This is a genomic window from Nostoc sp. NMS7 (genome assembly GCF_017115085.1).
In the GTDB taxonomy this organism is placed as follows: domain Bacteria; phylum Cyanobacteriota; class Cyanobacteriia; order Cyanobacteriales; family Nostocaceae; genus Nostoc.
In genome coordinates this window covers 1-11,522 of sequence record NZ_JABXKJ010000076.1, presented here as the reverse complement: position 1 = coordinate 11,522, position 11,522 = coordinate 1, and the positions used below count along the sequence as shown (strand labels likewise).

Here is an 11,522-nt window from a genome sequence, read left to right as displayed (position 1 = left end):
ATTGACGCTCGCACCCAGCAAATATGGGCTTTATCCTCTTAAGTTGACACCAATGAGCAATGCTGTGCCCCTACATAGATGTGGTTCAAATATATGAAAACTGCTGTAATTAATTCGTAACGAATTCTCTGCGTGCCCATCGAAGTTCAGATTAAAAGTAGTAGCTGATGGCTAGCAATCAGAATGCCATCACTAATTTACAATCTCCGTTATTACCTTTTTCTTGCCATAGGCATTATGATGAATTCCAAGTTCTGCGTCGGCAGGCTAATTGATCGCAATGTTTTTTATGAATTTAGTCTGGCAACGATTTACTTTATCATCTTTACCGCTCAAAGAATATCTTGCTACCAGTTACGTACATCGTTCTCTGGTGGGACTGTTAAGTTCTTGGCGACAAACCAGCGTCTTACTCCAATGGGGAGATGCGATCGCAGCTGCTTTACTTAGCTTAATATATGCCCTTGCACCTTTTGCTTCGAGTTCATTGGTGGGCTTGTTGCTGGTGGCTTGTGTGGGATTTTGGATGTTATTGACTTTATCTGATGAAGTCACACCAGCAAATATCTCCTCATTCACGCCCATTCACCTGCTGGTATTCCTCTACTGGGGAGTTGCGGCAGTCGCAACAGCATTATCACCTGTGAAAAAGGCGGCGCTTAACGACTTGGGAACGTTGACTTTGTATTTGCTACTATTTGCCCTTTGTGCCAGGGTATTAAGGTCACCTCGCCTCCGATCTTGGATTATCATCCTTTACCTGCACGTATCGTTAATTGTCAGTCTATATGGGTTGCGCCAATGGTTTTTTGGAGCCACAGCACTGGCAACTTGGGTTGACCCAGAATCTCCTCTGTCTAAGACTACAAGAGTCTACAGTTATTTAGGCAATCCCAACTTATTGGCTGGATACCTCTTACCAGCAGTAATTTTTAGCCTAGTGGCAATTTTTGTCTGGCAAAGCTGGCCTAAAAAGCTATTAGCATTAACAATGTTAATTGTCAATACCTCCTGCCTGATTTTGACTTTTAGTCGTGGCGGTTGGATTGGACTAGTGGTGGCATTTTTGGCTGTGATGGCATTGCTAGTTTATTGGAAAAGCGTGGAAATGCCTCGTTTCTGGCGTACTTGGTCGCTACCGATTGTCTTGGGAGGTTTGATCGGGGTATTGGTGTTAGCAGTGATATTTGTAGAGCCAGTCCGCCTGCGAGTGTTCAGTATTTTTGCTGATCGCAAAGATAGCAGTAATAATTTTCGCCGAAATGTCTGGGATGCTGTGTTTGAGATGATTCGCGATCGCCCGATTTTCGGCATTGGTCCTGGTCATGGCTCTTTTAATAAAGTTTATCCGCTCTACCAACACCCTCGTTACACTGCTTTGAGTGCTTATTCAATATTGTTTGAAGTGACTGTAGAAATGGGCTTTGTTGGTTTAGCCTGCTTTCTCTGGCTAATAATCGTCACATTTAATACGGCATTTTTGCAAGTGCAACGAATGCGGCAATTGAAAAGTGTAGAGGGATTTTGGTTAATTGGAGCGATCGCTATTTTGTTGGGTATGCTAGCTCATGGCACCGTAGATACTGTCTGGTATCGTCCTGAAGTAAATACTCTTTGGTGGCTCATAGTTGCCTTAATTGCTAGTTACTGGACACCTTTAGCTCAAAACCAGACAAATTCATCTAACTCAGAACCAACAGTAAACTAAAATCAGTAAGTTGCCAGTTGTTTTTTATTGAACAACTGACAACTGAGCAAATTTTGAATGAGTGAATTTTGAATTGTCTAGTCCTTGTAGGTGGTGCCACCTGGGGCATTAGGGTCGCGATAAGCAGTGGGTTCGGCATCACGCTTTTTCCCAGTCAAACCAGCTAGACCTAATAGACCAATTAATCCTAGCCAACCCCAATCAAAATCATTATGCTCCTCATAAGTGGTCGTTGTTGGAGCAGTACTAACTCCGGGGTTAGGAGTGGTCTGAGCTTGTGCGGATAGAGTTAAGGGCAAAATTCCCATACTCAAGCTGAGAACGCCAGCGCCAACAGCTGTAATGAAATTATTTTTCATAAGTTGTGACAATTCTTCATGCCATCCGAAGTTACCCACTATTATATAGAGTCCCATCCTTAGGAAAATCAATCTGCGGCTATAAATTAGGCATTTTCATAACTCATGCTATAGATAGACAAGATGCTTTTCACCGCAAGCCGTTTCTGACTTTGGTGTGATAGTTTAACTACACTGACCCTCAATAGTTTTTCATTGCCCGTTGAATATCACGCTGGTCTTGGCGTCGTTTCAGGTCTTCTCGCTTATCGTGGAGCTTTTTACCTTTGCCAAGGGCTATACTCACTTTTACCCAACCTCGTTTGAGATACATTTTTAAAGGGATTAAAGTTAAACCCTGCTGTTCTACTGTGCCAATTAGCTTGCGGAGTTCTTTGCGATGCAACAGCAGCTTGCGTGTACGCCGTGGTTCATGATTGAAATATTGTCCACTAGCGGTATAAGGCGAGATATGCACATTGATCAACCATGCTTCACCATTCCGAAGCAATGCATAGCCATCTTGGAGATTAACTTTACCGGCACGAATCGACTTCACCTCGGTTCCGGTCAATTCAATTCCAGCTTCGTAAGTTTCCAGAATTTCATACAAATAACGGGCTTGACGGTTGTCACTAATAACTTTGTAACCTTCGTTCTTGTCGCTCATTGATAATTTTGTGTGCTTTAAATGTACCTAAAAAATTATTGGGATTGCTTTGTGATTTATAGGGTGTATCTTAAAACCGCTATAAATGCTCAAGTGTATATCACTAATTTAACTTTTCTAAGTTGGCAATTAAAAGTTTTCTGAGAACTTGAAGTTACCTGACACCAATAATCCTTAGTGATTGGCTAAGGACTAATCACTAAGGACAAAAAAACAAAAGATATTTATACTTACTTCAGTAAGTAGGCAAGAATAAATTAAACTATATTACGCAATGTAAAATTAATTAAAATTGGCTCTTAGTAAGGACTTCAGCTAGATTTTCCGGGCTTAAGCCCTGACTACAAACCTTTGAGTATTCACGCCCACTTACTTAGCTTTTGGGAAATTATTAATTAATTTAATATTAATTTACACTATCAGGAGTATTTACTCTGCCTTATTGATAAGTTGTTACAAATTACAAAGCTCTCTATCCCTCCCCAGCAGAGGGAGTCAAAGGTGAGTTACACTTCATTAACACATCCTAAAGATTTAAGATTTTCTTTATAAATAAAACTTGAAGCAGTTATTAGCTGGTCATCGTGTCATAGTATGAAACATAAGAACACTATTCTTACCTATCTGTGTTCACTAATGGAGTACGTAAAAGCAAATTTCTGAGTCAAAAAATGCTAGGGGTGTATTGTCCATGCCCTTAACGATCCTTGTAGTGGATGATGATTTGGGCACTCGTCTGTCTGTTAGCGACTATCTTGAACTGGCTGGCTACTCGGTAATCACGGCTAATGACGGTCAAGAGGCTTTGATTATGGTGGATGAGTATCATCCTGATTTAATTGTCACGGATATCGTCATGCCACAGATGAATGGCTATGAACTGGTGCGCCGGGTGCGTCAACAACCAGTGTTTCGTTTATTGCCTGTAATTTTATTAACGGTACGCACTAAGACCCAGGAAAGAATTCTGGGCTACCAGTCAGGGTGCGATTTATATTTACCCAAGCCTTTTGAACTGGAAGAGTTAGCAGCAGCAATCCGCAATCTTTTAGAACGATCGCAAATCATTCAATCAGCGTACCAGTTTTCTCATAAAGAGAGTTTGGGTATTTCCGCCTCGACAAAAGCAGCGAACACCCATAATTCTTTGTCCACTCAAATTCAGAAATCCCATCTGCACTCACCCCTAACTCATAGAGAACAGGAAGTCTTAGAGTTATTGACTCATGGTCTTTCTAATGCCGAAATGGGTCATCAGCTACATCTGAGTCCTAGAACCGTGGAAAAGTACGTTAGCAGTTTATTGAGAAAAACCTCAACCAGCAACCGAGCAGAATTAGTGCGTTTTGCGATTAAGCATGGACTGGTGGAATAAAAGTGAGACGCGATTAATCGCGTCTGTACAAGAGTTAGGAGTTTTAACTCATAACCCTTCTCTACCAGACCCTGCGCGAACGGCAGGTCTTACTCTGAGCTTGTCGAAGGGATCAGGGCATCGCTCATAACTTTTGTCAGCAGACCTTCACAAGCATCGATCAGTAAATCAATAACCTGATTAAATCCCTCTTTACCACCGTAATAGGGGTCTGGAACTTCCTTTAGGGTGTGTCGAGAGCAAAACTCGCACATCAAACGCACTTTATGCTGATATTGCTTAGTTTGATCAAGACTGAGGATATTCTGATAATTTTCTTGATCCATCGCCAAAATCAAATCAAAGTCTTGAAAGTCTGACTTTTGAAACTGGCGTCCTCGGCCACGCAGTTTAATTCCCAACTTTGTAGCAGCCGCAGCACTCATGCGTCTGTCAGGTGGGCTACCAATGTGATAACTAGATGTACCAGCAGAGTCACAGAGGATGCTAGCGCTCAAGCCAGCCTGCTCAATTAGATGATTCATAATGTTTTCTGCCGATGGCGATCGGCAGATGTTACCTAAGCACACAAATAGCAACTTGTAAGGCATGGATATTTTTTATTCTTTGTCAATAGTCATTTGTCCTTTGTCCAGTGACTAATGACTAATGACTAATGACTCTTGACTAAAATCCAGGAAGTTCCAACCCACTGGTTAATTCTTCCATACGTTCCCGCATTGTTGCAGTGGACTTGTTGTAGGCTTCTTTCATTGCCACTGTCACCAGATCGGAAAGTACTTCTGCACCTTCGCCTAAAGCATCGGGAGAAATTTCCACTCGCTTGGGTTCTTGGTTCCCACTGACAATCACCTTTACCAGACCACCGCCAGATTCTCCTAGAATCTCCATTTGCTCCAATTCTTCTTGGAGTCGCTTTGCGCCTTCTTGAACTTGCTGCGCTTTCTTAAAAGCTTCGGCCAGTTCCTTCATTTTTCCTAAGCCAAAGCCGAATCCCTGTCCTTTTCCTGTCATAATTATTTGTACGCGTGTGCGTTGAATAACAAATCAAATTCAATTATAGATGCGGTAAGCAATTTGCCTCTTTTTTTACCAATAATTAATGCGTCATAAAATGGGGAGTCGGGCATTGGGCATTGGGCATCGGTTATCGTAAATTAAAGGGTTTAAGAACCTGCAATCTACATTTAGCACCCATTTCAGTCCTTAGAAAGCGGGACGCTACGCCAACGACAGGTCTTAGCCTGAGCTTGTCGAAGGGCTCAGGAACCATCGGGGTTTAAATCCCCCGAAGTTGCCACAACGGGGGGAACCCCCGCAAGGCACTTCTCTTCGTCTGAAATGTCTTTAATTTTGAATTTTGAATTTTGAATTGTTATTTCTCCCCGTGCCTCCCCCAGTCCCCATTCTTTATCCACAAGCAGCTTGAAACTCTCCGATCATTTTGACTTCTGGCTCTAAATTAATAGACCAATGTTCTTGTACCTGATGTTGGATGTGGCGAATTAGACAGAAGATGTCACTAGCTTTTGCTCCACCACGGTTAACAATGAAATTAGCATGGAGTAGTGCTACTTGCGCTCCACCAATTTGATAGCCTTTCAGACCAGTTTGTTCAATTAACCAGCCAGCACTGTAAGGCTTAGGATTGCGGAACACACTGCCACAACTGGGGAAGTTGTATGGTTGGGTACTCAACCGATGCTTTTTGTGTTGTTTGGTGATTGCCACAACTTTTGCGGGGTCGGCACCTGGCGCGAGTTGTAAGGTGGCTTGGGTGACTATGCGTTGGCAACGCCTCTCGCCGCCAGGAGAAGGAGACTCCCCACTTTGCAATAATGAAGTCCGATAGCTATAACCTAACTGATCGGGGGTAAGAGTTTCCAGCGTACCATCGGGTGAAAGTACCTGGGCGCTAACTAACATATCTGCGATGCAGCTATTATGTGCCCCGGCATTCATCACCACGGCACCTCCTGCTGTTCCAGGGATACCAACAGCCCACTCCAATCCTTGCCACCCTAATTCTGCTGCTGCCCATGCCAAGCTGGGAATTGATTCTCCAGCAGCAACGGTTAATTGACCTGTATCTGGATCAAAGTGGCTGAAGCGGAGATGACGAGTAGCAATGACTAATCCTGTTATACCGCGATCGCTCACCAACAAGTTAGAACCTGCTCCCAGTGTTGTCACCTTTAAATCACGTTCTTTTGCGTATTTAAGACTTGCTTGCAGTGCTTCTAAGTTTCGCGGGGCAACGTACCAATCAGCGGCTCCCCCAACTCTATAGGAAGTAAAGGCTGACAAGGAAGCCTGAGACTTGATCGCACAATCAGTATTGGGTAAGTAAATTACTTCACTCTCCACCGAATTAGTTGTTTGGTGTTTCTTTGTATTCAAAGCAGAAACCGTGCAGACGTTTGCAGCTGCCTGGGAAATTGTCATTTTTACTTTATATTGGTAAAATTTTTACATTTACTTACCGCAAAAATACGGTAATAGAGTTAACTGGGCGCTTTGCTCAGAAATAAAACTTCGCAAAGTCTCCACTTAGGATGTGGCTTTAACAGGTTCGGAAAGTGTCGCCATTACTTCAGGAATCACTTGATTCAAGTTCCCAGCCCCTAGAAATAGCGCCAAATCTCCTGGGCGTAGTGTTTGCACCAAAAACTCACACACTGAGGGTAAAGTTGGTCGATAAACTACCTGCGAATGCTGTTTAGCAATTTCCCCCGCTAGATGTTCACCACTAATTTGCCCTAAATTTGGTTCACCTGCACTGTAAATATCTGTCAGCACAACCAAATCAGCATGGGTAAAGGACTCGGCAAATTCTTCTAAAAAGGTGAGTGTGCGACTATAGCGATGGGGCTGGAAGATGGCAACCACTCTTTGCCCTGGTCTTGCCTGTAAACGTGCTGCAGCAAGAGTAACGCGAATCTCGCTGGGATGATGAGCATAATCATCTATGAAGGTAATGCCATCGACTTCACCCCGGAACTCAAAACGGCGTCTTGCTCCTTCAAAGGTGGCGATACCTTTGGCAATTTCTCCGAATTCTAAGCCCAAGACGCGACCAACAGCCACGGCTGCTAGGGCATTACTGAGATTGTGCCGACTGAGCAGGCGCAACTTCAATACACCCAAAGCTTTGCCTCTTTCCCAAACTAGAGCCGTGGTGCCATCAGCACGATAATCAATATTAGTGACGGTGTAATCAGCGTCTGTATCTAAGTGTAAGCTGTAGCTAATTGTCGGTTGCAAGCGATCGCGCACTGTAACACAATCAATGCTACCTATCAACGTTTTACAACCCTTAGCAAATGTCTGGAAGATGTCAATGACTTCTTCTAATGTATCGTAGTGGTCAGGATGATCGAGTTCAATATTGGTGATGATGCCAATCTCTGGAGCGTGTTTTATCAAGGAACCATCAGATTCATCTGCTTCGGCTACCAAATATTGGCTTTGTCCCAATCGAGCATTACCAGACCAAGCATTAACTTCGCCACCGACTAAAATCGTTGGGTCTAAACCAGCTTGCAGAAGCATATAGCCAATCATGCTACTGGTTGTAGTTTTGCCGTGTGTTCCTGCCACTGCAATACTGTAGTAATCGGCAATTAAAGCTGCCAGTACATCTGAACGATGTAAAATTGGACAACCTAATTCCAGCGCTGCTTTGTATTCTAAATTATTCGTGTTAATTGCTGTTGAACAAATGACTTGAGGCAGTTTTGACTTAGTAGTAGTAGGTAATTGTTCTTGTGAATTTAATACTACTGTATTCGCCAATACCTGAGGGCGAAAGAATTCGAGATTGCTTGCCTCTTGTTTATCAAAAATATGAGCACCGATAGATTCCAACTTGTGCGTAATGTGGTTTGCACGAAGATCCGAACCTGATACTGGAAATTGACGCTTGGCGAGAACGTATGCCAGAGCAGACATACCTATGCCACCGATGCCAATGAAATGAAATGGTCTACCACTAAAATCTACAGAATTAGTCATTTATTGCTCCTCTTACACCAAACCACACCATAATCACAAATGACACGCGTATCATAACAGGAATTTGATTTTCTACCGTAACTGCTTCTATATCATGTTTATGTTTGATACCCGAATGATGTTTCCGCTCTGGTTTTCCTTGTTCAGAATGATTTTACCTTGGTTGGAGGTTTTTGCTATTTTTGAACTGTTGTTAAAATTATTCGGAAAATTTTGGCCGCATCGGGAAAGAAATTCTTGTAATGTCAAATACATATTTTTGGCTACCTTACTGGAATTGGCTACATAATACATTGTTTAGTGAAACTGATTTGAAATTGCATCAAGTCTAAGCGTGAATTGAGTACAATAGTACATTGGTAATGAAACTATTTTTCAATTGCATAAAACCCAGGCATAACTGGATGCAACAACTGGCAATTTTTGGTGGCACATTTGATCCAATTCATTGGGGACACCTGCTCGTAGGCGAGACAGCTTTGCATCAAGTATCCCTTGAAAAGGTAATTTGGGTGCCATCCCTAAATCCTCCTCACAAAGAAGCAGCTTTGTTTGAGCATCGTGTCCAAATGCTGCAATTAGGCATAAAAGATAACCCTGCGTTTACCGTCTCACTAGTGGAGGCAAATCGCTCTGGGACTTCTTATGCCATTAACACCCTGATCGACTTATCTGCTTCTTATCCAAATACTCACTGGTACTGGATTGTGGGCTTGGATACTTTCCAAACCTTACCTCGTTGGTACCGTGGACACGAACTAGCACAAATGTGTGATTGGTTAATCGCACCCCGACTGCTAGGTGGTGAGACTATAACTCAAAGCAAATTAATCTGCAAGCAAGTGGAGGAAAAAATCAGGGAGCAGTCATATAGCATTCATTGGCAACTCTTGAATATACCTTTAGTAGGAGTTTCGTCAAGTCTAATTCGCAAAATTTGCGGTGATAACTTCGTAAACGCCAAGGGCGATCGCCAGTCAATTCGTTATTTAGTCCCGGAATCGGTTAAATCATATATTACTAACAACAACCTCTATTCCCACAAATCTGAATAAATTATGTGTTTTTTTATTGACCTAACACTTTATGGTTAAGAGTCCTTCCCCCCTTTGCGATATGATTGGGGTCAACGATATCAACATATAAGCATAAATACAGAGGGCAAGACACTGTGATTAGAGTTGCAATCAACGGTTTCGGGCGGATTGGACGTAACTTTGCACGTTGCTGGGTGGGTAGAGAAAATAGTAAAATCGATCTTGTCGCTATTAATGACACATCAGATCCTAGAACCAATGCTCACCTGCTAAAGTATGACTCAATGCTAGGGAAGATCAAGGGTGCTGAGATTAGTGCAGATGATAACTCGATCATCGTTAACGGTAAGACCATTAAGTGCGTATCCGATCGCAACCCAGAAAAATTGCCCTGGAAAGATTGGGGAATTGACCTAATTATCGAAGCAACCGGGGTGTTTACTAGCAAAGAAGGAGCGCTCAAGCATGTGAATGCTGGAGCCAAGAAAGTTCTGATTACCGCTCCTGGTAAAAACGAGGATGGTACTTTTGTGATTGGTGTGAATCATCACGACTATGACCACAACATACACCACATTATCAGTAACGCTAGCTGTACAACCAACTGCTTGGCACCGATCGCCAAGGTGTTGAATGATAAGTTCGGCATCATCAAAGGCACGATGACCACCACTCATAGTTATACAGGCGATCAGCGCTTGCTAGACGCTTCTCACCGGGATTTGCGACGGGCGAGGGCAGCAGCAATAAATATTGTACCCACCTCCACGGGTGCAGCAAAAGCAGTGGCGCTGGTTATCCCAGAGCTTAGAGGCAAGTTAAATGGCGTTGCCTTGCGTGTACCTACCCCGAACGTCTCAATGGTAGATTTCGTAGTTCAGGTTGAGAAGCGTACTATTACGGAAGAAGTTAATCAAGCTCTTAAAGATGCTGCTGAAGGTTCACTCAAAGGCATTTTGGATTATAGCGAACTAGAATTAGTATCTTCCGATTATCAAGGTCATGATGCTTCTTCGATTGTCGATGCCAACTTGACTTTTGTCTTGGGTAATGACCTAGTGAAAGTTATGGCGTGGTATGACAACGAGTGGGGTTACAGCCAACGAGTTTTGGATTTGGCTGAATTAGTAGCCGAGAAGTGGGAATAATTAAAAAGTTAGGAGGAGAGACGCGATTAATCGCGTCTGTACAGGAGTGAAGAGTTAGGAATTAAAACTCATAACTCATAACTTCTAACTTTTAACTCTTGAAGTGTTGAAAACCCTGGCTAAGATTCAGAACTTGGTCAGGAAATTTTTTTTGTTCGTCGTGCAATAATACTCTTGATCCGGCTGTAATGCTGCCCGCGATCGCAGCACCTTCACCAAGATGTTGCACTAAGGCTGATGCTAACTTTTGTGGCAAGCACAGCACTAATTCAAAATCTTCGCCACCGTATAGAGCATATTCTAGCGCTTGCTCTGGTGTCAGCCAATGGTTAAAAGTTTTTGGTACTGGAATTTGTCTGCGTTCTAGAACAGCGCCAACACCACTAGCGCGGCAAATTTGGATAATCGCATCAGCCAAACCATCACTGCTATCCATACCAGAAATGGGCATTGGGCATTGGGGAGCCAGTGCGTTGGGCGGCTTTGCCGACTTGAAGCAACTGGCGTCATTGGGCATTGGGGATGGGGATGCTAAGATTTTCCAGAGGATTGGTAAGACATCTAATCGTGGCTGTGGGCGTTGGTGTGCGCGGATTAGAGCCGTGCGTTCTGCATCTTTGAGGTTTTTTCCCAATTCGGGATGCAAAAGCAGTTCTAAGCCAGCGTGGGAGGCTCCATGAACACCTGTAACGATGATCGCATCTCCGACAACAGCAGCAGAACGGCGGATAATTTGACTAGGGTGAAGTTGACCAAAAGCGGTAATTGCCAGAGTCGTCACAGGCGATCGCACAATATCACCCCCGACAATTGAGGTATTGTATTTTTGCAGGCATTCTGTCATTCCCTGGTATAGTCGCTCAACCCAACTCACCCTAACTTCACCGGGGAGTCCCAACCCGACAGTAATTCCCAATGGGGAAGCGCCCATTGCCGCTAAATCTGATAAATTGGCAGCAGCAGCTCGCCAACCAGCATCTTCTGGGGAAGTGGTGAGGTTGCTAAAATGTACGCCATCAACCAGCACATCTGTAGTTACTACTAAAGATTGCCCTGGTGCAGTCTCAAGTACTGCTGCATCATCGCCGATAATTTCTGGAGGACAGAAGCGCTGCAATCTTTCTAAAAGACCTTGTTCACCAATGTCTTTTACTTGTAGAGAAGATAACTCACTGTTCATTGGGCATTGGGCATTGGGCATTGGGCATTGGGCATTGGGCATTGGGCATTGG

At 43.5% G+C, this 11,522-nt stretch carries 11 protein-coding genes; 4 read left to right on the top strand and 7 right to left on the bottom strand.

Annotated features, from left to right (window positions below; translation table 11 throughout):
• The first annotated feature begins 289 nt into the window (after positions 1–289).
• Positions 290–1,708 (top strand): IctB family putative bicarbonate transporter, encoded by a 1,419-nt coding sequence (locus HWQ38_RS07130; protein WP_292791654.1) that lies wholly within the window; start codon positions 290–292, stop codon positions 1,706–1,708.
• A gap of 77 nt (positions 1,709–1,785) precedes the next feature.
• Here the strand turns inward: HWQ38_RS07130 and HWQ38_RS07125 are convergent, their stop codons facing one another.
• Together HWQ38_RS07125 and smpB are read right to left on the bottom strand one after the other, a co-directional pair.
• Entirely contained in the window at positions 1,786–2,067 is a 282-nt protein-coding gene (locus tag HWQ38_RS07125; RefSeq protein ID WP_292791660.1) for a WGxxGxxG family protein, read from the bottom strand.
• 181 nt (positions 2,068–2,248) lie between these two features.
• Positions 2,249–2,716 carry an SsrA-binding protein SmpB gene (gene smpB / locus HWQ38_RS07120; RefSeq protein WP_292791605.1) on the bottom strand — a complete coding sequence of 156 codons (468 nt, stop codon included), beginning with the start codon at positions 2,714–2,716 and terminating at the stop codon, positions 2,249–2,251.
• A 691-nt stretch (positions 2,717–3,407) separates the two neighbouring features.
• Between smpB and HWQ38_RS07115 the strand changes: the two genes are divergently transcribed.
• Positions 3,408–4,091, top strand: coding sequence for a response regulator transcription factor (locus HWQ38_RS07115; RefSeq protein ID WP_292791600.1), 684 nt, complete (start codon positions 3,408–3,410; stop codon positions 4,089–4,091).
• Between the two features lie 89 nt (positions 4,092–4,180).
• Here the strand turns inward: HWQ38_RS07115 and HWQ38_RS07110 are convergent, their stop codons facing one another.
• The 4 genes from HWQ38_RS07110 to murC form a co-directional block, all read right to left on the bottom strand.
• Positions 4,181–4,681 (bottom strand): low molecular weight protein-tyrosine-phosphatase, encoded by a 501-nt coding sequence (locus HWQ38_RS07110; RefSeq protein WP_292791597.1) that lies wholly within the window; start codon positions 4,679–4,681, stop codon positions 4,181–4,183.
• A gap of 76 nt (positions 4,682–4,757) precedes the next feature.
• Positions 4,758–5,105 carry a YbaB/EbfC family nucleoid-associated protein gene (locus tag HWQ38_RS07105; RefSeq protein WP_069070420.1) on the bottom strand — a complete coding sequence of 116 codons (348 nt, stop codon included), beginning with the start codon at positions 5,103–5,105 and terminating at the stop codon, positions 4,758–4,760.
• Between the two features lie 396 nt (positions 5,106–5,501).
• Positions 5,502–6,536 (bottom strand): UDP-N-acetylmuramate dehydrogenase, encoded by a 1,035-nt coding sequence (gene murB, locus HWQ38_RS07100; protein WP_292791593.1) that lies wholly within the window; start codon positions 6,534–6,536, stop codon positions 5,502–5,504.
• A gap of 105 nt (positions 6,537–6,641) precedes the next feature.
• Entirely contained in the window at positions 6,642–8,105 is a 1,464-nt protein-coding gene (gene murC, locus HWQ38_RS07095; protein ID WP_292791591.1) for a UDP-N-acetylmuramate--L-alanine ligase, read from the bottom strand.
• A 404-nt stretch (positions 8,106–8,509) separates the two neighbouring features.
• Between murC and nadD the strand changes: the two genes are divergently transcribed.
• Together nadD and HWQ38_RS07085 are read left to right on the top strand one after the other, a co-directional pair.
• Positions 8,510–9,160, top strand: coding sequence for a nicotinate (nicotinamide) nucleotide adenylyltransferase (gene nadD, locus HWQ38_RS07090; protein WP_292791588.1), 651 nt, complete (start codon positions 8,510–8,512; stop codon positions 9,158–9,160).
• 116 nt (positions 9,161–9,276) lie between these two features.
• Positions 9,277–10,290, top strand: coding sequence for a type I glyceraldehyde-3-phosphate dehydrogenase (locus HWQ38_RS07085; RefSeq protein ID WP_292791585.1), 1,014 nt, complete (start codon positions 9,277–9,279; stop codon positions 10,288–10,290).
• Positions 10,291–10,381: 91 nt separating this feature from the next.
• Here HWQ38_RS07085 and thiL read toward each other — a convergent pair whose 3' ends face one another.
• Positions 10,382–11,470, bottom strand: a complete 1,089-nt coding sequence (thiL, locus tag HWQ38_RS07080; RefSeq protein WP_292791657.1) for a thiamine-phosphate kinase — start codon at positions 11,468–11,470, stop codon at positions 10,382–10,384.
• Between the last annotated feature and the right edge of the window lie 52 nt (positions 11,471–11,522).